Origin of the sequence: Apibacter mensalis, from assembly GCF_001418685.1 — a bacterium.
GTDB classification, from domain to species: domain Bacteria; phylum Bacteroidota; class Bacteroidia; order Flavobacteriales; family Weeksellaceae; genus Apibacter; species Apibacter mensalis.
Genome location: NZ_LIVM01000014.1, coordinates 31,587 through 54,206, shown reverse-complemented (window position 1 = coordinate 54,206; position 22,620 = coordinate 31,587). Strand labels below are relative to the sequence as shown.

The following is a 22,620-nucleotide window of genomic DNA, read 5'->3' as shown; positions in this document are numbered from 1 at the left end:
ATTTTGTAAAAATACAAATATTTTTATATTATTATTAAGATGTTAATTGAAAATTTCATATAAAATAATCTATTTAATCATTAATTTAATTATAATTATATAAATAATTACTATTAGATTCTGGTAGAATATGTGTGAATTAAAATAATAGTTGGCATTTTATAGAAATAATTTTATAAAAAAAATAATTTTAATAGTATTATAAAAATAAGTAAAACCAATTAAAGTCTTTTACCAACAGATATTAAACAGTTTTAGTATAATGTAAATCTTTTCAATAATATTTACTTGTAAAAATTATAAGGTAAGTTACGTGTAAGATAAAAATATTAAACTTAAGAAATTTATTTCCAATTTTTTAAATAAAAAGGATCGAAATAAGCGACATCTTCAAAAATAGTGTTTTGAAATTTTTTATAGGAGATGTCAATCATATTTTTTGATTGTGGATAAGCATTAACAAAGGTAGCTTTTTCCATATGAAAAGAAATTCCTTTCAAGAAATTTTCTGTTTTTTCAACGGCATCCCCTACAAATAATATTTTTTTATTATTTAGTTGTTCAAAAGATTTTTCATTTAAAATATGTGCGTGAGTTTCTACAAGATATTCCCCTTTTTTATCTAAAACTGAGGTGTAAATTTCCATCCTTCTTGCATCCATTACCGGAATAATATAATCATATTCTGAATTGAAATAGGGAAAGGCTAAGATATACAAAGAATTTACGGAGATTAGCGGGATATCATTTCCAAAACAAAATCCTTTGGCTGCAGCTACTCCTATTCGTAAACCCGTATAAGATCCAGGCCCCTTTCCTACAGATACGGCATGAATATCCGAAAGCGTAAGCTTTGCACCTTCAAGAGCCCATTGTATAAATAAATGAAGATTTTCGCTATGTTTATAATCTTGGTATATTTCTTCACAATAAGAATTTATTTTACCCTCTGTTCCAATCGCTACCGAACAGTTTTTTGAAGAAGTTTCTATATGAAGAATGTTGATTGCCATTGCAATTTATTTCTTTTTCTTAATATAATTTACGATTAACTGAATGATTATTGCTAATATTCCAATACAAAAATAAATTATAGCAAAAAATTTATTTTGAGAAGGATCACCTTGAGAACGGGTATACCAGAAAAATGAACGGATTATTAAATAGACACCAATTATACATGCTATAAAATTAACAATTTTTTTTTTCTCCATAATAGAATTAAATATTATTTTTATGCATACGCACGTTTTACATAAAGAATTAAAGTTATTATACCGAAAATTATATTAGGAAGCCATACGGCAAACCAAGGAGGTAAAATTCCTTTGGAAGAAAATACTTGTAAGGCTTGAAAAGAAAATATGTATAAAAAAGCACAGGATATTCCTATAGCTAAGTTAATTCCTAATCCTCCTCTTTTTTTGATTGATGAAAGAGATAAGGCAAGAAAAGTAAGGATGATTACAGCTATTGAAGAACTGGTTCTTTGATGAAGCTCATTGAGGTAAATGTTTACATTATTAGCTCCTCTTAACTTTTCTTTATTTATAAATTTTTTTAATTCGGGAGTATTCATAGTTTCTGCTACGAAGGCTTCAGGTAATAATTCATCAGGTGTAAAGTTAAAATGTTTTTTTAAAATACGTCCGTTATTTAATGATGATATGTTCCCGTTGGAAGACATTTTCTTTTCATAATAATTGCCTAAGACATAGGTATTGTCTTCTTCTGACCAATATATTTCAGCAGAACGTAATTCATGAAGTAATATCCTGTTTTCATTAAATTTCTGATATAAAAATCCGGTACCTCTTTTCATTTGCCGGTTATAGCTGTTTACAAAAATATATTCTGAAGGAGAAATTTGTGCAGATATATTTTGATTGGCCATATAAGCATCTTTTTTGTTTCCGGTAAGAATTTTTACATTAAATTCATTCTTTTTGATATTTGCCCAAGGAAGTAGGAAATGATTGGTCATAAAAGAACCTAAAGCAATCATGAATCCGACTATAAAATAAGGTCGTGAAAATCTGAAGAAGCTTGTTCCTGCGCTGGTAATGGCAACAATTTCCGTATTGTTTGCCATTCGAGAAGTAAAATAAATTACTGAAATAAAAACCAGTATGGAAGCAAAGACATTCACCGCCCATATGACATAAAACGGATAGTACAATTTCAGCGTATCCAACACGGAAAATCCGTTTTCGCTGAATTCCTGATAATGACTTTGTATGTCGATGATGACAAATACAGCAATTAACAGCAGCAGCATGAAAAACAGGGTCCCCAGAAAGTTTCGAATAATATATCGATCCAAAATAGTGATCATAATCTATTTCTTAGCTGCGGAATTACAGATTTTTTCCAACTTGTAAAATCACCCTCTATAATATGTTTTCGGGCAGTTTTAACCAAGTCCAAATAAAAAGCAAGATTATGAACAGAAGCAATTTGTTTTCCTAAAAATTCATTAGCAGAAAACAAATGCCTTAAATACGCTTTGGAGTAATCATGATCAACAAAAGCAGTTCCCTTAGTATCCAATTCAGAAAAATCATCGGCCCATTTTTTATTTTTTATATTAATGACGCCATCCCAAGTAAATAGCATTCCGTTTCTCGCATTCCGAGTAGGCATTACACAATCCATCATATCAATACCCAAAGAAATAGATTCCAGAATATTCCAGGGGGTACCTACACCCATTAAATACCGTGGTTTATCAAGAGGTAAAATATCGGTTACCAAATCGGTAATTCGGTACATTTCTTCTTCCGGTTCACCAACACTTAGTCCACCGATCGCATTACCATCAGCATGGACAGAAGAAATAAATTCTGCAGAAAATTTACGTAAGTCGTCAAATGTGCTTCCTTGTACAATAGGGAATAAGTGCTGTTTGTAGTTATAAAACTCCGGATTTTCATCACACCATTTCACACAACGTTTCAGCCATTGATGTGTAATCGTTAACGAATTTTTAGCATACGAATAATCACAAGGATAAGGAGTACATTCATCAAAAGCCATAAAGATATCTCCCCCAATAAAACGTTGAATTTCCATAGATTTTTCTGGCGTAAAAAAATGGTATGACCCGTCAATGTGAGATTTAAACTTTACCCCTTCTTCTTGAATTTTTCTAGTTTGTGAAAGAGAAAAAACCTGATAACCGCCACTATCTGTAAGAACAGGACGATTCCAATTGATAAATTTATGTAATCCGCCAGCTTTATATAAAATATCTGTTCCAGGTCTAAGATATAGATGATAGGTATTTCCTAAAATTATCTGAGCATTAATATCCTCTTTTAATTCTCTCTGATGAACTGATTTTACAGACCCTACCGTTCCAACCGGCATAAAAATAGGAGTTTCTATTTTACCATGATCAGTTTGCAAAATACCGGCCCTTGCTTTAGAATTTTTATCCTTAATGTTACTACTAAAAAACATAAATGCAAATATATAAACTGATTTAAAATATTATTCCAAAATAAGATGATTTTAACACTTATATATATAAAGCGCTAATTTTTAGTTGTTTTTCTGTTTTTTTTCTTTTGTTTTGATGTATAAAAAGAGTGTACTTATTATGTTATTAGATAAAAAAAATAATTTTTATATATTTGCAAAATTGAAATCATTTTTATCTTTAGTATTCGGTATAATATTAAGATTGAATGCTTTTTAAATATATTATTTTAGTGATAATTCACAACTTTAATTTATTACCAAGAAGTATACTTAGTGTTGTGAATTGCTTTCAAGTTTTATTAGTTGTAATGATACATAACAACATGCTTTATTAAAAATTTTTCCTGATGCATTATGAATTATTTTCGAATTTTATTATTTTTGCAATATATTTCAGCGAACATTATAATACTTTCTTTGTTCATATTGTTGTGAATTGCTTTCAAATTTTTTTATTTTTGTGATACATCACAGCGTTACCTTCTGCTAACACAGAAGTAATATCGTTGTGAATTGCTTTCAAATTTTTTTAGTTGTAGTGATACATCACAGCCTCAATATTTAACCCGTTGATTATCAATGGGTTTTTTGTTTGTTTAGAGATGTATAAATTAGAATAACTCAAGTTGTTGGTAGGGAGAAGGAGGATTTTCTTTATTTCTGGAAAAAAATATTTCAATATCTCCAAATTGTTTATCGGTTATACACATAATAGCTACTTTACCTGCTTGAGGAAGGATAGATTTAACTCTTTTTATATGTACATCTGCATTTTCTCGGCTAGGACATTGTCTTATATACATTGAAAATTGAAGTAATGAAAACCCATTATCCAATAAACGTTTTCTAAAAATAGCTGCCTCTCGAATATTTTCTTTAGTTTCAGTCGGTAAATCATATAAAACCAAGATCCACATAACTCTATAAGCATTATACCGTTCGGATATCATACTAATTTAGGATAGCTTATCAAACGTTTTTCTCCCGTGAAACACTTATAAAGTGAGCTTGTAGTTATTTTTACTGCTACAAGTAAAGGTCTTATTTTTTCATTAATATTTAAATCGATCGTTGCAATAGTAAGCATATAGGCTTTAAATTCTCTGGTTAATTCATCAGCATTATGATTTTTTTCCAGCCATCTTACCACCATTAAATCGACAAAAGGGCGATAGGGCTCCATGATATCATCTGCCAAACAATACGGATTATATTTGTTTTTATGAAATATGCCCAACACTGGAAGTAAACCGGTTTCCACCAATGAACGGGCAATAATGCTTCGTAAAACGGCATATCCAAAATTAAAAAATGGATTGGGAAAATTCCCCATACGTTTTCTCATAAAATCGGAACCCATTAGGTGTTTCCAATAATGTTGAGCAGCAATTCCTTCTCTATTAGATGGATCACCACTTTAAACATTTTCAAGATATTCTTGCATGGGTTCAAAATATTTTCCCAACATTTTAAGTACTTCTTTTTGATTTTTTATTTTATTTTCCACCGTTTGCTTCCAAAGCTGATTTTTAGTCGTACACTGATGTTTATCTGATTTTTAATGCGTTCGGAGTATTCTGTATGACCATACAGAGGAAGCATGATTCCGTGAGGAAGATGAAGTGCATCGCAACTGATTATTACCACATGATTTCCCATCATCTTTTGTATGAGTTGATGGAAAATGGTAATTTGAAAATGGTCCAGCATTAATAAGCCTAAATCTTCAATCGGGATTTTTCCTTTGGTCTTACCGGTTGAAGGTTCTGTAATGTATACTTGTTCGTCCTTAAGTTTGAGATAAGACGGGGTTCCAATGTAAACAGAGCGGGTTATCATAATTTTTGCTATTCTCCTATATGAACGATTTTCCCTAAATGGTTTAGACGAACCTTAACTAGATTTCTAAGTCCGTTAGGGCTTTCTCTTCTCCAGGTTATCCCTTTCAAGGCAGGATCGTTGAAATTAATACTGGTTTCCAAATGATGCCTAAAACAGTAATCTTTAGAAGATAATTTTTGGACTCGAAATAGATGTTTGGAAATCAAGATTAAATTTTTCTCATCATATATATCTATATCATTCGGGTCAAAATCATCTGCAGGAAATAAAAACATTTCGTTTTGCTTCATGGTAAAAAGAAACTTCCAACCTAAATCCAAATTATATAACGTGTCAATTACGGGAAGTCCTTGATTAACTCTTTCGACAGCTTCGTAAAAACTGACCACCTTTTCCTGTAAATTTCCTTCTGAATCCTCATATATAGCCACATGATGATTATTTCCTGTACTTACAAAATCTACCGGAATAGGATTGCCGTTTATATCTAAAAGCTCCTTTCCGAAATGGTCTTTCTTAGTATGAAGAGATTCTACATTGCTAATCCCGGTTATAGTTACCGTTTTGATGCAAATGCCTTTTTCTTGATTTAACCAGATTGGGTTCTTCTCCAAATCTGAAAAGGCTTCTTTAGCATTTCCATTGTATTCTTGTAATCGTTTTTTTAAAAGAGTCCGGATGGTGGGGTCCAGCACTTTTTCTATATTTTTTTCATTTTTAAAATTAGTGGGATTTATAGGTTTTCTTATCGTATAAACCTTTTCAAACCATTGTATGGTTACTTTTTCAGGTACTGTCTCAGTAGAATTAGCAGTCAAAAAAACAGGATTTTTGGTTAACGAATTTGTACCCGAAAAAGCTTTTTTAGGGTCATTGAAATTATCCTTCAATCGCTCTAATAAAGCATTTCTGTACCTTGGGTTTTGTATCCTTACAACAGTTTCAAAATTGAGTTTAGAAGAAACTTTTATTTCTTTGGTGTGTAAAATTCTTATCATACCATATATGGTTTCTTTATGCAAGGGTCCCCTTGGAGTGAGTTCATGCTTGGGTGAATATCCTCCTTTCTTTTTAGGTTTATTTATATTAACAGTTACCACCTTATTTTTAGTTTTATAAGAAACCAAAATTTCTTTTAATTTCTTTTTGGCTTCCTCTCGAAAATTAGAGGTCGGATAGATAAACCGGGATTGTCGGGAACCATTTTCATGGAATTTATCGTATTTAATTTTCTTTTCAATGGAAAGAATATGTGAATGTTGTTTATGTGATTCATCTTCCCGTGCGTTCATATAGTTTAAATATTGAACATGATTACGGGTTGTGAAAGCAACGACTAAGGCATCTATGGCATGATGACGCTGATCATTCCGTTTGTTCCAGTCGATAATAATCTCTTTTTTCTCTCCTCTGGAATTTTCAACCAATTCCGTGAGTCTGGCGTTACGGAACTTATCCATATTCAATTCTTTCATACTATTGATTAAATTCCAATCTTTACGCAATTTGGCGGTAATTTCCCCGGTAGTGGTAACCACATTGGGAGTAATTAAAGAAAGTATTTCCCGAGCTTTTCTGACAATATATTGAGTATTCTTTAAATCTCTGTTTATAAATCCTTCTCCTATCTCATTTCCTTTTTTTTGTAAATTTTTATATTTTGTTTCGGAGATAGAACCTCTCTTATATAATTCTGTAATCACATTCAGATAGTGTTCTTCTTTTTCTTTTCCTTGGTGGGATATATAATCAAAGGCAGTTAAATTACTTTTTTCAAGGTTTGCCTGTCGGGGAACTAAAACTTTATTGGAAAAGCTGTCATCCAAAACTTTGGATTGCGGAATGATATGGTCTATGTCGTATCTATGGGTAAAGAGATAATTTATATCTATATATGTATTGGTATATAAATCATTATAGCCATTTGCTTTCAATTCTAAATACAATCGGTAGCGAATCAAATCGTTCTTAGATGGATTAGAGATTTTAAAATCTTTTTTCAGTATTTCTGCATGTTTTTGGTTCCGGGATGTAGCGTCTGCAATATTTTTTGACCATTTTTCCCGTTCTTTCGCATTTTTTTTGAGTTCTCTTGCCATCTCAAGGCGTATTTCATCAAAGGCTCCATATTCATCCATTAATGAATTTACAAGATTAATCAGTTGGTTTAGTACTTTCTCCACAACAGGATTTCGCAAGGAATTTTTAGGTAAGATTTCCAGTCGATCTTTTAATTGGTACTTAACCAATTCCTCACGGGGTAAGGCATTTTTAGAATGTCTGTACCCTGCCAACATACAAGCCTCACTATAGGTATTTTCTTTACTGTACGGATATATTTTTCGCATAGCCTTACTGCTCAGGTTTCCGTATATATAAGTATATGAGATTGAAGCTAATAGTAACGCGTGTTCCTTTTTAAATCCAAATTTATTTTTTAACAGTTCCAAGAGCTTTTCATTACCGGAGGGCGAACTGTCTCCTTCGTAGGAATACAATAAATGCCAGAGTTGATATGAGCTTTGATTTTCAAATTCCGGGTTTGGAAGAAGTGGGTCAAAATCTAAAATAGAAGGGGAAATGGAGCAAGTTTTAAAGACAGATTTTACCGTTTCTTTTATTTCTGCAGCAGAGATTTTACTATCTGCCGGTTTTATTTCATCTTGATTTTCCGGTATTTTTAAAAGATCAAAAACATCATATCCTTCCATTCCCAAAATTCTCAAGTAAACTCGGTAAAGCTGTTCCTGGGTGTGATTTCCCTCCAATATGGTAACATTTATTTTGGTATCTTTAGGGGATAATTTTAATAAGGCTAATGCTTTTTGTCCGGATATATTGCCTTTTATATTCAGTTCTGTAAATAACAATTCTTTTTCTTCCCAAGTAAGCAGTCGATCTTTTCCTTCTTGTTTGATAACAATATTGTTAAGTACCTGCCATATCTTAAATTCTTGAAATAGGGGAGAAGACTTAGGAGCAGCCTTTAAACCAATTTTTTTCTTTTTCTTTTTTCCGTTTTTAATAATTTCAATTTCCCGGTTTTCAAATTCACAAATACTAATCAATCTTTTCTGAGAGCGAAGTTTACGTTGGTAGAAAATGATGGAATCACGAATCTTTTTTTTTAGCTCAGGGGTTAATTGAGGGTGAAATTTCGCCTGAGTTTCCCATATTTGTTCAAATTCTGCGGAATAATCTTGACGTAGAAATACCTGGTTTTTTAACTTCGCATGAGTATTTTTAGCTACTTGAGCATAAAGATTTTCACCTATAGTTTGTTGGTTAAAATACAGTTCTTTACTACGATCACTGATTGTTCCCAAATATCCGCTCGAGTTAGTAATATGGCTGTTTATTTCAGCTATAACATAGGCCAATTCTTCTACGGGAATTTTTTCCGAAACGGATTTACTTCTCCACTTATAGGCTTGGAGCTTTTTTTCTTCTCTTTTTCCTTTATTTAAGGCTGTATAAATACCATATTTTTTTAAAAATAAAGCTGCGGTTGCCCTTTGTCCTATTCCTTTCAGTTCTTTCTTGAAATCTTCAGTCAATAAATTGGGATAAAATTGTTTTTGGAAATTCCATATTACTTCCCATTCTATTTGCAAATCAGAACAGTAAAAATCAGGAATTTTATTACTACCCTTTTCTAAAAGTTGGTAAGTATATTGCCCGGGAGTTAACTTGTTTTCGTATAATATCTTAGCGGCCTCCATTCCATCTATCGCCTTGCCATCTTCTGAATTTTTTACTTTACGGCTGCTTTTATATCCTCTCTTTTTATTAATATGAAGTAAAACCCTAGCCAATTCTTCTAGCTCTATTTTTTCTTTAGTCGCTTTTGCTCGGATTTTTAAGGTTTCGAAGGTGGTAAATTTGCCTTTTTCTGTCAGAGGAGTGGTAGGAGTAATAATTTGGTTTTGTAGTAATATAGCGATCAAGTTTTTTCTTCTCAACCTAAACCGTTGAAGATTTCTTCTAGAACTTCTTGCTAGGGTTCTTTCTGCATTAGAGGTTATAGACTTTCCTTTTTCAAAATTTAATTTTTCATCGCTCGTTATAGGAACTACTCTCACGCCTAATTTGGTAATAGTATTGAAATTAGGGTTTTCTTCATTTTCGCGGACAACAGCCCAGCCAATCGAAGCAACTCCTACGTCCAGGCCTAGAATTTTCTTAAAAGACATATGATCTATTTGGTTTTAGTAATTATATAAAAGAATAAATGTATAAATTAATTAGAAATAAAAAAAATGAATATTTATGATGAATTATTGTTTTCTTTTCTTTAAATTTGTAACAAATAAAATTTGAAGGCAATTCACAATAAGGATTATTCCGTTGTGAACAACATTAAAGGCGGGAATTTTCTCGCTTTTTTATTTTAATAATTTTATACTAATATATTTGGTAGTATTTCAATATTAATGAAGCGCAATTAATCACGATATTTTATTATTAGAGTATAATTACTTATTAATTTTTTTAATAAGTATAGTATAAACCGGAAAATGATCGCTATATCCGCCGGTATAATTGTCATTAGAAAAAGATCGAAAGGGGTAGCCTTTCCACAATCCCTCTTGAGTAACTAAATAAGGCGGAGCAAACACGTTCATTTTATAAAAGTGATAACCTTCTTTGTCAGTAATTAGTCCGGGAGAGATAATTTGTTGATCAAAAAAGCTAAATGAATCTTGATAGGCAATAGTTCCTAACCCTTTCTTAAATAAATTTTCAGCGGGATTATAATAAGTACCTGCTGTTACCTTTTCTTTTTTAGATATAGTATTTAACCCCTTTTTAATGCTGGGACTGTTACTGTCATCATTAAAATCACCCATAGCCACTATTTTTGCCATAGGATTAATGTTTATAAGGCTGTCCATTGCTTGCTTTAATACGTTTGCCGCTGCCAATCTGTTCGGAAGACTCTTTTGTTCACCTCCTCGTCGGGAAGGCCAATGATTAACCAAAAAAAACATTTTTTCACCGTCTAACAGACCTTCGACCAATAGTATATCGCGCGTATAATTTTTATAACCATCCTCTCTGGGCAAGTCAATAAAAAGCCTCTGTCGATTTAGGGGAATAAATCTCATCTTGTTATATAATAAGCCTACGTCTATTCCTCTGGCATCAAATGAGTTAAGATGAATAAATCCATAATTGTCACCTTTTTTTTTGATGGCTTCGCACAGATCTAGCAATACCTGCTCATTTTCTATTTCACATAAACCGATAATTACCGGCATAGATTGGGTTTCAGATTTTCCTGTTTCTGATATAACCCGACTGATATGGTTAATTTTTTCCGTATATTTTTTTGAATCCCAACGCTTCGTTCCCTTATAATGGAATTCATCTGTTAGGATATGTTTTCTGATCACCTTTTTTCCTTTTAGTTTAGTGAAGGATAATTCCCCCCGATATACTTCATATCCAGATTTTAAAGCTTCATTTTCGGGTACACTTATTTGATACTTTGGGTCATTAGGAAGTAAGGTGCCGTTTATAAGATCTGCAGATTGTATCGTGTCATAAAGGTTTTCTACATTATAAAACATGATAGTTGCTGATTTATATTGTATTTGTGCTTTAATTTGAGTTATAATCAACAATAAAAAAATAAAAACCAAGTTATTTTTTAAAAATATACGCATATATTCGTTTTTTTATATTAACAAAACTAAAAAGAAATAATTACATTTGTTTCAAAAAGCTTCTTGAAATTACCGAAAGATGATGAAATTTAAGTTATTATATTGGGCACTTTTTGTAAATCAGGTACTATTTGCGCAATCTATGATTTACGGCTATCTCAAAGGAGAACAGGATAAGCCCTTAGACCAGACTGTCGTAAGCTTAGGAGAAGAGGGCACGATACAGTCTGTATCCGATCGAGTAGGATATTTTCAATTTAAAGATGTGGCTGCCGGAACCTATCTAATAATCATTAATAGAGTAGGCTATGTACCGATGACTCTTACGATAAAAGTCTCTCCTGGGGAGTTGAAAAAAGATTTAGGTAACATTAAATTAGAATACAATCCGTCCCAAGAAGACGAAGGTATCATAACTCTAACAGAAGATGATTTTTCATCGGATGATGAGAGCTCTCTACTACAGTCAGGAATTAGTTTATTACAATCTTCCCAAGATGTGTTTTCTAAAACAGCTTCATTCGAATTAGGCTCTTACTGGTTCAAAGTAAGGGGAATTGATAACAGTTATGCAAATATTATGTTTAATGGAATCCCGATGTCCAAAAATCGTACAGGTAAACCTGATTTTGGGAATTGGGGCGGCTTAAACAACGTAGTGCGTTATCCTTACGAATTAGCAGAAAATAACAACATTTCTAATTATTCTTTTAGCAACCTGGGAGGAACCACTTATTATGATACTCGTTCTTCTTCTTACAGGAAAGGGTTCCAGTTTACCTATTCTTTTTCCAATCGTACGTACCAACACAGAGTTATGACCACATACTCCTCCGGAATGCTTCCTTCAGGTTGGGCATTTACTTTTTCGGGTTCCAGAAGATGGATGGAAGAGGGAGTAATTGATGGAACCTATAACGATTCATATGCCTATTTTACATCAATAGAAAAAAAAATTAATGATAAGCACAAACTGAATTTAACTACATTCGGATCTCCTGCAAGAAGAACCGGAATGAGCCCCAATACACAAGAAGTATACGACTTGAGAGGAAAAAATTATAATTCATATTGGGGTTGGCAAGATAGGGAGAAAAGAAACGAAAGAGTAAAAAGGATTTTTGAGCCGATAGTTATGTTTACCCATTATTGGAATTTAAGTGATCAATCCAAGGTGACCACTACTGCTTCTTATCAGTTTGGATATAATAAAAGCTCTCGCTTAAACAGATATGAAGCAGATAGTCCTTCACCTACTTATTATAAAAATTTACCAAGTTATTGGCTTAGTCAAGGAAATTTATCTGAATATGAACATAGTCTTCATGCTTGGGAAAATAATGACCTTGCTATAACTCAACTCAACTGGGACCAATTATATAAAGCCAACAATCATGCTCCTACCTACCAAGATCCATATAGCGGACAATTAGGTAGAAGAGCTTCATACTTTTTGGTTGATGATATTATTAAGGATAAAACCTTTAACGCTGCCACTCATTTACAAACTTTTTTGAACGATAATTGGAAATTATTTTTCAATATTAATTATCAAAATTTAGTTTCAAACAATTATAGAGAGGTAAATGATTTATTGGGTGCTGATTTTGCAGTAAATAAAAGTTCATTTATAAAGGGAGATGGGTCAATTTCATCAGCCAATGATTATAATTACCTAAAACCAGGAAGTGTAGCTAGGAAAGGAGACAAAACGGAATATGATTACCAACTGTTTAGACAAGAATTCACAGGAAATGCTACTTCTAGATTAACTGTAAACCGGTGGGAGGTGGCAGTATCGTTTTTATTCGGATGGAATGAGGCTTATAGAGATGGGAAATTTAAACATGGATTATATCCGAATAATTCGTATGGAAGGTCCGACAAGGCAAATTTTATTGAGTTGGGACTACGAACAGGGATTATCTATAAGATTAATGGAAGAAACTTTATGATCCTTAATTCAGCCTATTTTGAATCTTCACCCACATTAGATGAAATTTTTGTAAATTCTCGATTGAACAACGATATAATTCCTACTTTATCTAACCAAAGAATAAATACAAACGATTTAACCTATGTTGTAAAATCCCCTGTTATGAAAGCCAGAATAACAGGATATTATACAAAAATAAAAAATGCTGTAGAAATCAGTCGTTATTATGCTAAAGGTGTAAGTTTGGAAGAAAGCCAAGATGCGTTTGTTTCAGAAGTTTTAACAGGAACTGAAAAGGAATTTTTAGGAGGTGAACTAGGTTTAGATTGGAAGCTAACACCTTCTATAACCTTATCCGGGATAGCTTCCCTGGGACAATATTCTTATAAAAATAATCCCAATTTATATATACTTAGTGATAATTCACCCGGAATACATGATTATGGATCTTCTTACATGAAGAACTATAAGATAACCGGAACTCCTCAAAAAGCATATACTGTAGCAATAAGATATTATTCGCCCCAATATTGGTGGGCAGGTATCAGCAGCAATTTTCTACAAGATATTTATTCAAATGTATCTTCACTGTCAAGAACCCAAAACTTTATAATGAAAGATGATGCTTTTCCTTATGAGGATATTACTCCTAAAAATGTAAAATCAGTATTAAAACAAAAGCAGTTTCAAGATGTTTTTATGGTAAACGCAAATATAGGCAAATCGATAAAAGTGGGTAAGTATATACTGAGTCTGAATGCTTCGATAAATAATATTTTAAATGAAAGAGGTTATGTTACCGGTTCATTTGAACAAGGAAGAAACTCTAATTATGAACAATTAGAAAATGACAAATCGTTGGCATATCCACTTTTTGATAATATGTTGTTTTACGATAGGGGCAGATCATATTTCATCAATGTTTCATTAAAATTTTAATTATTAATAGGATAAATGATAAATTTTAAAAATAAATATGATTAAAAATACTATGTTATTTATTATTACCTCATGGTTTCTCATGTCCTGTGTACATGATGATGACTATAAAGATCCTCCGGTAAATCAAGGACAAGTAATAGGTGCGACGCTTGATATACCCTATCTTTTAAAAACAGCTCCCGTTTTTACAGGAAAAAATGGAGTAGAAGCACGTGCCTTTTCCAATGGGGAGGTTTTAGAAGGATATGTGATTTCTTCTGATCATGCAGGAAATGTATATAAAAATTTATTTGTAGTTACTGAAGATGGATCTCAAGGTATCATGTTAAGCATCAATAAATCCAGTTTATACACGGATTATCCCTTAGGATCTAAAATATATATTAAACTGGACAATTTATGTTATGGAAAGCAAAATGGCATGGTGCAGATAGGTCTGCTTCCCACACAACCGAAAAAATATGTGGTCGATCCAATAACACCCTCTATTATGAATTCAAATATTGTGTTGGGTAAAGACAAAAAAAATGAAGAAGAATTGGTTATTAAAACAAATGCATCCGGCAAATTATTAACCGTGAAAGAGATCAATAATAATGAAAAATATTTGTGTACTTTGGTTGAAATTAGCGGAGTAGAATTTAACGAGCCGGGTAAAACATTTGTAAGAAACCATTCAAGTACAGACAATCAGATAAATACTATGAACCTCAATTATTTTGCGGTTCCTGTAAGTAATTATGCGTCTTTTTCGGGATATAAAATTCCTTATGGTGAAGGTAAATTGAGAGGTATAATGACTCGATATGATGGAATGTATAAGACCTATAGATTAATAATAAGAACAATAGATGACGTCAAAGATTTTCCAACAACCCAACCTTTTTTTATTGAAACCTTTAATAAAGTTTCTGATGTGCCATCCAAGCCTAAAATTAATAATGCAATAGGCTTTGATAATTCTCAACCGGTTACTTATAATGATCGTTACGGAAAAGCCGATATAAGAACTTCAGGAGTATCATTTCCCAATCCTTTAGTATGGCTTCCGGCAAAAACTAATGCATCGTTACTTATAGATCATATAAATACGTCCGGACATAAACAAATGACCTTATCTTTTAAACTCAATGTAGGTATATTTAATTCATTCGATATTGGATATGTGGATGATTTAATATTGAAATGCAATGATATCGAAATAGAGCTTCCTCATATTGCTTTAGATGTAAGTAATAATAAAAATACTTTTTATACCGTGCGAATAGCAATTCCCGATGGTACCCAAAAAATTGAATTTTTTGGATCAGCAAGTAAAAATAAAAAAGGAATTAGGATAGATAACATACAATTGGAAGATTAATGAATATAGTGATGAAGTTAAAATATATATTTTTCCAACTAATTACAATAGTGGTAGTTGAACTGTCTCTTATTTCTTGCGTAAATAATGATGATTATTCAATACCACCGGTACCACCAAGCGGTTTTTTTAAAGAAACTTTTAACAAAGTAAGTAAAATTAAGGGGGGAATGATTATTTCAAGTCCATGGCCTAAAATATCTGCTGCTGCTAATTTTGATGGAGAAGCAGAAGGAGCTTTTTATTCAGATCCATATGAACTGGCTGATATAAGAAAGCTAAACGGTTCCAGTGAAATCGCTAAAAAAGAGCTTTTCATATGGTTTCCTGCAAACAAAAAGTCGTCGTTAATCATAAGTAATATTCATTTAGGAAATCGAAAAAACATAGTATTGAGATATAATTTCAATGCAAATATTTATAATTCGGATGATATTTCCAATATAAACAAGCTAAAAATAAAATTTAATGAGATAGAGCTTTCCATGCCTGATATTGAATTAAATGCCTTCAACAATAAAAACAAATACAGGGGAGTAATGATTCGAATCCCTGATAAAATAGTTAAAGAAATTTCCACCTTAGAATTTATTAGTGAAGCAGCAAATAATGATCGAGGATTTAGAATTGATGATATAGAACTGGTTGAAAATTTCCCAAGTTATAAATAAAGATAAACTAGGCACAACATATCCTTTAATATGCTATTTTTTAATTAGAATTTTGTATATTTAATAAATGAAATAATTAAAATTAATCATATGCAAAAAACAGCTTTAATTACAGGAGCAACATCAGGTATAGGTAAAGCCACAGCGAAAATCTTCGCTGAAAATGGAATTAATCTTGTACTTTGTGGAAGAAGAAAAAATAGATTGGATGATATTAAAAAAGAATTGGAAAATAAAGTAGACATAACAACCCTTCATTTTGATGTAGGAAATAGAGAGGCGGTTTTTTCTACTATTGAAAGTTTATCGGATAATAAAAAGAAAGATATAAATGTCTTAGTGAATTGTGCAGGGAATGCCCATGGATTGGATACTTTTTTCGATTCCTCTATAGATGATTTTGATTCGATGATTGATTCCAATGTTAAAGGACTTTTATATGTATCCAAAGCCATTGTTCCTATTTTAGTTGCTAATAAAGGAGGGCATATTATAAACGTAAGTTCTATTGCAGGGAAAGAAACCTATCCTAAAGGCGCTGTTTATTGTGCTACTAAACATGCCGTAGAAGCAATTAGTAAAGGAATGAGAATGGATTTATTAACTCAAGGGATCAAGGTAACTAATATTGCACCGGGTGCGGTTGAAACGGAATTTTCATTAGTTAGATTTAAAGGAGACAAGAAAAGAGCAGATTCTGTGTATCAGGGTTTTGAGCCATTAGTTGCAGAAGATATAGCTGATGCTATTTATTACGCTGTTTCAAGACCGGACCATGTACAAATTGCGGATATCACCATATTCCCTAAAGCACAAGCTTCGGGAACATTATTTAACAGAAAATAGGTTATTTACTTATTGATTTTCATACCAAATATTCCAGGCAAAATCTGCTTGCAAATGGAGCATTTCTAACCCATTTTTAGTTTGTGACCCTGCTTTTTTTCCCAACTTTAGCAATTTAGTTTCTTCGGGATTATAAATTAAATCATAAATTAAATGTTGAGGCTTGAAAAAATGTACAGGTATAGGAGGACAATCATTTATATTAGGAAAAGTTCCAACCGGTGTAGTATTTATAATTAAATTATGGGATGAAATTATTTCTTGATTTAATGAGCTGTATGTATTCATTCCGTTTCTGGAAATGACCATATAAGGAATGGAAAGCTGTTGTAAAATATAGGCGACAGCCCTAAATGCTCCACCATTACCAAGTATCAAAGCAGATTGGTGATGAGGCTTTAGCAAAGGAACTAAGGAATTTTTGAAGCCGATGGCATCGGTATTATAACCAATTCTTTTTGTACCATCAATTTTAACTGTATTAACAGCTCCTATTTTTTCAGCTTCCGGACTTAATTCATCTAAAAAATCAATTATATCTTTTTTAAAAGGAATAGTAACGTTAAAGCCTAGCAAATCGGGCATGTTAAAAATCTCTGATATATCGTTTTTAGAAGTAATGTCAAATATTTTATAGGAATAATCTTTTAAACCTAATAAGTCGAATTTTTCATTAAAATAATTTTTGGAAAAAGAGTAAGAAATATTTTTTCCTAATAAACCTAATACCATATTTAATTAACTTGAAGTTACTAACAAATATATAAAAACAAAGACTTATATTATTTAAATTAAATTAAAGATACGTATTTTTGCAGCATTTAATCCTTATGAAATATATTATCCAAATTAAATAATCGAATATGAGAAAAATAATTATTGTCATAATAATTTTGTTTTTACTATTTTCGTTAGGATTAATTTTATTAGTTGTTCCTTATTACAAAAAAAATTACAGTTCTAACATTATACAGGAAGCGCATATATGTATTCCTACACAAGCTGACTATTACCAAGTAAAAAAGCTGATAGCTCCCTATCTAAAAGACAGTCAATCTTTTGATAAAGTAGCTTATTCCGAAAAATACCCTGAAAAAATAAAAGCAGGAAGATATAAATTAAATTTAGGAGAAAATAATAGAGATTTAATTAGACGTTTATTGTTGGGGAAACAAGATGAAGTTCATCTAAGAATTAAATCGTATGATGATATCTATGAATTAGCTTCCGATTTAGGTAAAAATTTGGAGGATGATTCTTTAAAATTTATAAATTATTTTAAAAAACAAGCATCATTGAAAGGATATAAAGACGTTGAAGAATTAAAAATATATTTTACCCCGGAAACTTATTATATGGATTGGAATACTTCTCCGGAAAAATTATTTTCCAGATTTGAAAGAATTCATAATCGTTTTTGGAATGAAAAAAGAAGAGCAGAAGCTGATCAATTAGGTTTATCTGTTTTAGAAGTTTACACATTAGCTTCCATAATTCAAAGAGAATATGTTATTAAGGACGAACTGCCTATAATTGCTGGCTTATACCTTAATCGTTTAAAAAAAGATATGAAATTACAATCTGATCCTACAGTACAGTATGCAGAAAGAAAAATATATGGGTTTAAGATTCAGGTAAAGAGGGTAAAAAATGTATCAATTGATTCTCCGTATAATACCTATAAGAATAAAGGATTGCCTCCCTTACCCATTTGCATTCCTAATGACTTTGTTGTTGATGCCGTGTTAAATCCGGCTAAAACAGATTATCTTTATATGTGTGCTATAAAAAATACCGGCAGACATGCCTTCACGTCTAATCCGGTTGAACATATGAAAAATGCCAGAGCATACATAGATTGGTTAAACTCGCACAAAATAAAATAAATATTATGAAATTAAATTTACTAAGTAAATACAGAACCTTATTAATGGGAGTTGCCATTTTATGGGTTATGTTTTATCATTCACATGTGTATGTTGGTTCCTCAAAATTTTTAGAATTCTTTAAAAGAATTGGATATGGGGGAGTAGATATTTTTATATTAGTATCCGGATTTGGAGTATATTTTTCTATCTCTAAAGATAATTGCATAAGAAATTTTTACAAAAAAAGAGTTTTACGAATATTTCCCTATTATTATCCAATTGTACTTATTGTTACTATTATTGCTATTAAGTTAGGTATTTGGAATTCTGATTCTTTATTTTATAATTTAACCACTTTAGGCTATTGGAGAAATGTGGGTTTAGATAAAATATATGATTGGTACATTCCGGCACTTTTGTTCTTATACCTTTTAACCCCTTTATATTATAAATTTTTTAAAATTAATAAGACAGCAACTACACTGTGCGCAATTTCTGCGGCTTATATCTTTAGCTACTCAACCTATGGAACTTACGAATATCTTTATAATCTAACTTTTAGAATACCGCATTATGTTATAGGTTTTTGGTTAGCCGATTTCTTAATTAAGAATAAAGAATATGAGTTTAACAAAATTACAATAATTTTGTTTGCAATAAGTCTGATAGTAGGGGTAAGCATTCTTTACTATTTATACTTTTATACTCCTTATTTTGAAATTTACGGAAATTATGTAAGTCCTTTTATTTTAATTACCGTGCCTTTATGTATTTTTTTATGTTACTTCTTTTCATTATTTAAGTCTTACAAATTTCCTATACTTACTTTTTTGGGAATACATAGTCTTACCTTATTTATTTTCCACGAGAAAATACTTTTTTTATGCCATATCATTTTACCATCAAACATTGAAAATGTATGCGCATTTATATTAACATTTATTTTAGCTTACGTTTGGCAAAAATTAGTTGATAATATAATAAATAAAATAACTATAACTAAAAAGAAAACTTTCCAATAAAAAAGTAGTTATAATATAAGAAATTAAAGCATTTTTAAAGTATTAACTTCGAGGTCTGTGAGAATTCTCCAGTAACCTCGTTTTAATGCTTTTTTAGTTAATCCCGCAAACATTACCCGATCGAGCTTTTCGACCTTATAGCCTAATCTTTCAAACATTCTTCGAATAATACGATTCCATCCTATATGGATTTCTACCCCAACTTCGTTTTTAGGAGCTCCTTCTATATATGATATCTTATCAACTTTAGCAATTCCCTCTTCGAAACGTAATCCTTCTAATAATTTTCCGAAGTCTTCAACTGATACTTTTTTGTCTAAAGTAACATGATAAATCTTTTTAATTTCATGAGAAGGATGTGTTAATTTTTTAGTAATATCTCCATCATTAGTTAATAGAAGTACACCGGTAGTTTGTCTATCCAACCTTCCAACAGGATATAAACGATAGGGAGAAGCATTTGCTACTAAATCAAGTACGGTCTTTCTGGCTTTTTCATCTTTAGTAGTTGAAATATAACCTTTCGGTTTATTCAAGAGCACGTATACATTTTTTTCAGGGCGAATATACCTTCCGTCAAAAAAAACTTCGTCTCCCGGTTGTACTTTATATCCAAATTCTGTTATAATTTTCCCATTGACTTCAACAACCCCATTTTGTATAAATATATCAGCTTCTCTTCTGCTGCAAATGCCGGAATTTGCTATATATTTATTCAGTCTAGTGCCGTCATTTTCTTTGGGAGTTTTAGGTGATTTTTTTCTAAAAGGTGCCGTGGATACATACCTTTTTTTATTATCGAATTTATTTTTTTTACCAAATTTATTTTCCTTTTTGTCATCAGCATTGAAATAAATTTTTTTATTTCTTCCAGAGCCCCTTCTGTCAAATGATTTATTATTTTTCATTTATTGCAAATCTATGTTAAAAACACTTTTTATGGTATATGTGAATATATAAAATAAGTAAGATAGATAACTGTTTTTATAATACAGACTTTCTTAACAGTGCAAAGTTAAGGGATCCCGTTAATAAATACTAGAGAAATAGTACCTAAAAAAATCCAATATTTAATCATAAATATTAATATCTGAAAATATTGAGGTTTGCTAAACCAAATTCCTATAATTGAACAAGCGCATAATAGAGCAGTTAATAAATAGTAAAGATGTATTTCATAAAGATGAGGTTCATAAGTTAAATGAATGGAAATGCATAATAATAAACAGATAAGAATATTTAATATGATTTTAGTAGGTATAATACCTAAAGTATTAGGTAAAGTATGATAATTAAATAGATTATCATATTTATATGATAGGAGATCTTTACAAATGTCTTTAATAAGTATGATGATATATAAAAATTCTGAAAGATATATAATGTAAGATGAAAAATTTTCATAAAATAAAAACAGTGCCAAAAAAGGAAAAAGCATTAAGGCAGAATTAGTTAAGTTATTAATAAAAACAATACGACTGAGCTTATGGCTGTAGAACCAAATAATAAAATGGTAGACTAGGAAGAAAATAAAAATACGGTACGATAGCAAAGAGGCAATAGTTAAAGATATAAGATTGAAAAAAATATAAAATCTTAAAGCTATTCCATTACTAATAAAACGTTGCAATATGGAAGTTATAGGTCTATAAATCATATCTTTTTCCTGATCGTAAAAAAAATTTATAATGTAACCTGCCATGGCACTTAATGAAGAAGATAATACAATTCCATGAAGCTTTATATTTTTTAAATTTTCAATGATATTTTTCTCATCATCAAATAAATAGATTGCGGAGATATACATGGCAAGAATTAGCATAGTGACATTTAAAATTCTAACTCTTACCAAAAAGGATAGATTAATTAAAAATATTTTTTTTCCTGAAGTGTACATCCGTTGAGGATATTAATCAGGTAAAAGTACAAAAAAATTAAGGGTTTTTATAATTAAAAGCGATATACGACTTCCTTTTTGTAGTTTTTTAACAATTTTTCAGTAGCTTCATAATCTTGCGTAAAACCTAATATATATCCACCACCTCCAGAACCGCAAAGTTTTAAATAATAGGTATTAGTTTCAATTCCCTTTTTCCATATTTTTAAAAACTTTCGAGGAATCATAGGGGTAAAATGATTCAAGGCCCAAAGAGACAGATGTTTCAAATTTTGAAAGAAGGACCCCATATCACGGCTAAGAAAAGAATCTATACAGTTATTATTATACTTTATGAATTCTTCTTTCAAAGTTTTTCTAAAACCTTCATTTTTAAGTTTTTCAAAAAAAATCTGAACCATAGGCTCCGTTTCACCGGGCATACCAGAATTAATTAAAAAGACTGCACCTTTACCGACTTTGCTTTCTGCTAATCCAATCTTGTCAACATCGGCATTAGGTTGAATTAATAAAGGAATATTCATATAACAAATGAGAGGATCAATCCCGGAGCTTTTTCCATGAAAAAAAGATTCCATTTGTCCAAAAACGATTTTTAAGTCTTTCAAATCAGTTTTTAAAATCTTATCAGATGAAATTTTTTTTTCAGAATATTTATCGAATATAGCTGCTACCAATGCTCCGGAGCTTCCAACGCCATAGCCTTGGGGGATATTTGAATCAAAGAACATTCCATTTTCAATGTCCTTTTCAAGCTGAGAAATATTAATCGCAAATTTTTTAGGTAATGATAAGGTTTTCAAATAACCTGCATATTTATGCAGTGATTTATTTGATTTTAATTCAATCTCGTTAAGTTCTGATGAAAATTGTAAAGTCCCTTTATAGGCGTTATAAGGTAAGGTTAATCCTCTTGAATTTTCAATAATTCCATATTCTCCGAAAAGTAAAATTTTTGCATAAAATAAAGGATGCTTCATATTTTAATATTTCTCAAAAAACCTTACAAAGGTACATATTCTATTAATTTTATGATTAAATTTTAACTAATATTTCGATGAATCTTTTACATTTCCAAATT

General features: G+C 30.9%; 16 protein-coding genes and 1 pseudogene. 6 read left to right on the top strand and 11 right to left on the bottom strand.

Translation table 11 applies throughout. The features are described from left to right. Positions 1 to 344: 344 nt before the first annotated feature. The 7 genes and pseudogenes from tsaB to ASC36_RS09160 all read right to left on the bottom strand — a co-directional run bounded on the left by tsaB (position 345) and on the right by ASC36_RS09160 (position 10,994). The gene (gene tsaB / locus ASC36_RS09195; protein WP_055426208.1) at positions 345 to 1,007 is read right to left on the bottom strand and encodes a tRNA (adenosine(37)-N6)-threonylcarbamoyltransferase complex dimerization subunit type 1 TsaB; all 663 of its coding nucleotides are present in this window, start codon (positions 1,005 to 1,007) and stop codon (positions 345 to 347) included. A 227-nt stretch (positions 1,008 to 1,234) separates the two neighbouring features. Then, entirely contained in the window at positions 1,235 to 2,335 is a 1,101-nt protein-coding gene (locus ASC36_RS09185) for an LptF/LptG family permease (RefSeq protein ID WP_055426203.1), read from the bottom strand. Continuing rightward, on the bottom strand, positions 2,332 to 3,462 hold the full coding sequence (gene tgt, locus ASC36_RS09180) for a tRNA guanosine(34) transglycosylase Tgt (protein WP_055426202.1): 1,131 nt from the start codon (positions 3,460 to 3,462) through the stop codon (positions 2,332 to 2,334). Before tgt ends, ASC36_RS09185 begins: the two co-directional genes overlap by 4 nt. A 632-nt stretch (positions 3,463 to 4,094) precedes the next feature. Next, positions 4,095 to 4,433, bottom strand: coding sequence for a CRISPR-associated endonuclease Cas2 (gene cas2 / locus ASC36_RS09175; RefSeq protein WP_055426201.1), 339 nt, complete (start codon positions 4,431 to 4,433; stop codon positions 4,095 to 4,097). Further along, positions 4,430 to 5,322: pseudogene (gene cas1, locus ASC36_RS09170) on the bottom strand (type II CRISPR-associated endonuclease Cas1). The gene cas2 and the pseudogene cas1 overlap by 4 nt, the downstream one beginning before the upstream one ends. Positions 5,323 to 5,330: 8 nt before the next feature. Then, positions 5,331 to 9,518 (bottom strand): type II CRISPR RNA-guided endonuclease Cas9, encoded by a 4,188-nt coding sequence (cas9, locus tag ASC36_RS09165; RefSeq protein WP_055426200.1) that lies wholly within the window; start codon positions 9,516 to 9,518, stop codon positions 5,331 to 5,333. A gap of 282 nt (positions 9,519 to 9,800) precedes the next feature. Continuing rightward, the gene (locus ASC36_RS09160; RefSeq protein WP_055426199.1) at positions 9,801 to 10,994 is read right to left on the bottom strand and encodes an endonuclease/exonuclease/phosphatase family protein; all 1,194 of its coding nucleotides are present in this window, start codon (positions 10,992 to 10,994) and stop codon (positions 9,801 to 9,803) included. 79 nt (positions 10,995 to 11,073) lie between these two features. On the opposite strand from ASC36_RS09160, the gene ASC36_RS09155 reads away from it, so the two are divergent. From ASC36_RS09155 to ASC36_RS09140, 4 genes are all read left to right on the top strand, one after another. Further along, entirely contained in the window at positions 11,074 to 13,869 is a 2,796-nt protein-coding gene (locus ASC36_RS09155) for a peptidase associated/transthyretin-like domain-containing protein (RefSeq protein WP_055426198.1), read from the top strand. Between the two features lie 37 nt (positions 13,870 to 13,906). After that, positions 13,907 to 15,235 carry a DUF5689 domain-containing protein gene (locus ASC36_RS09150; protein WP_141656252.1) on the top strand — a complete coding sequence of 443 codons (1,329 nt, stop codon included), beginning with the start codon at positions 13,907 to 13,909 and terminating at the stop codon, positions 15,233 to 15,235. Positions 15,236 to 15,246: 11 nt separating this feature from the next. Beyond that, a complete protein-coding gene (locus ASC36_RS09145) occupies positions 15,247 to 15,906 on the top strand; it encodes a hypothetical protein (RefSeq protein ID WP_141656251.1) in 660 nt (219 codons plus the stop codon). Between the two features lie 90 nt (positions 15,907 to 15,996). Continuing rightward, positions 15,997 to 16,752 (top strand): SDR family NAD(P)-dependent oxidoreductase, encoded by a 756-nt coding sequence (locus tag ASC36_RS09140; protein ID WP_055426195.1) that lies wholly within the window; start codon positions 15,997 to 15,999, stop codon positions 16,750 to 16,752. A 9-nt stretch (positions 16,753 to 16,761) separates the two neighbouring features. Here ASC36_RS09140 and ASC36_RS09135 read toward each other — a convergent pair whose 3' ends face one another. Next, complete coding sequence (locus ASC36_RS09135) at positions 16,762 to 17,484, bottom strand: shikimate dehydrogenase family protein (protein WP_055426194.1); 723 nt, start codon at positions 17,482 to 17,484, stop codon at positions 16,762 to 16,764. Between the two features lie 131 nt (positions 17,485 to 17,615). Here ASC36_RS09135 and mltG point away from each other — a divergent pair, with 131 nt between their 5' ends. Together mltG and ASC36_RS09125 are read left to right on the top strand one after the other, a co-directional pair. Further along, positions 17,616 to 18,638 (top strand): endolytic transglycosylase MltG, encoded by a 1,023-nt coding sequence (gene mltG, locus ASC36_RS09130; RefSeq protein ID WP_055426193.1) that lies wholly within the window; start codon positions 17,616 to 17,618, stop codon positions 18,636 to 18,638. Positions 18,639 to 18,643: 5 nt separating this feature from the next. Beyond that, complete coding sequence (locus ASC36_RS09125) at positions 18,644 to 19,642, top strand: acyltransferase family protein (RefSeq protein WP_082435435.1); 999 nt, start codon at positions 18,644 to 18,646, stop codon at positions 19,640 to 19,642. A gap of 23 nt (positions 19,643 to 19,665) precedes the next feature. Here the strand turns inward: ASC36_RS09125 and ASC36_RS09120 are convergent, their stop codons facing one another. The 3 genes from ASC36_RS09120 to ASC36_RS09110 form a co-directional block, all read right to left on the bottom strand. Next, entirely contained in the window at positions 19,666 to 20,550 is an 885-nt protein-coding gene (locus ASC36_RS09120) for a pseudouridine synthase (RefSeq protein ID WP_055426191.1), read from the bottom strand. A gap of 107 nt (positions 20,551 to 20,657) precedes the next feature. Then, positions 20,658 to 21,539, bottom strand: a complete 882-nt coding sequence (locus tag ASC36_RS09115) for a UbiA family prenyltransferase (protein WP_055426190.1) — start codon at positions 21,537 to 21,539, stop codon at positions 20,658 to 20,660. Between the two features lie 53 nt (positions 21,540 to 21,592). Next, positions 21,593 to 22,519 (bottom strand): mevalonate kinase family protein, encoded by a 927-nt coding sequence (locus ASC36_RS09110; RefSeq protein WP_055426189.1) that lies wholly within the window; start codon positions 22,517 to 22,519, stop codon positions 21,593 to 21,595. Positions 22,520 to 22,620: the final 101 nt, after the last annotated feature.